General features: G+C 65.1%; 1 protein-coding gene. It reads right to left on the bottom strand.

What is annotated here, in order from left to right; all coding sequences use genetic code 11:
* Positions 1–503: calcium-binding protein (locus ACFW0H_RS30125; protein ID WP_422917482.1), on the bottom strand; the 503-nt coding region annotated here is incomplete at its 3' end.
* Between the last annotated feature and the right edge of the window lie 18 nt (positions 504–521).

Genomic DNA, 521 nt, shown 5'->3' with positions numbered 1-521 from the left:
CCGATCAGCAAGTCATTGCCGCCCATGCCGAACAACGCATCACTGCCCGCACCACCGGCGATGGTGTTGTCCAGGGCGTTGCCCATGCCCACGTCGAAGTTGCCGGCACCGCCGAAGAACAGCCCTTCGAGGTTCGCTCCCAGTTCGAAGACCGACAGCGAGGTCGACACCGAGTCGCTTCCTTCGCCCGCCAGTTCCAGTGCCACGTCCGCGATGTCGGTCATTTCGTAGACATCGTTGCCCAGGCCACCGGCCATGACGTCGAACCCGGCGCCACCGATCAGCACGTCGTTCCCCGCACCGCCGACCAGAATGTTGTCCAGTTCGTTGCCGGTACCGGTGAAGTTGCCGCTGCCGCCAAAGAACAGGCTCTCGAGGTTGGCGCCCAGGGTGTAGCTGGCCAGCGAGGTCGACACCGTGTCGCGCCCACCGCCGGCCAGTTCGTTCACCCCATCCGCGGCATCCGTGACCTCGTAGATATCGTTGCCCAAGCCACCGCTCATGGTGTCGGCACCCGCGCC

Source organism: Metapseudomonas cellulosilytica (genome assembly GCF_049334135.1).
GTDB lineage: Bacteria > Pseudomonadota > Gammaproteobacteria > Pseudomonadales > Pseudomonadaceae > Metapseudomonas.
The sequence above is the reverse complement of the archived record's forward strand: the minus strand, read 5'-3'. Positions and strand labels throughout refer to the sequence as shown.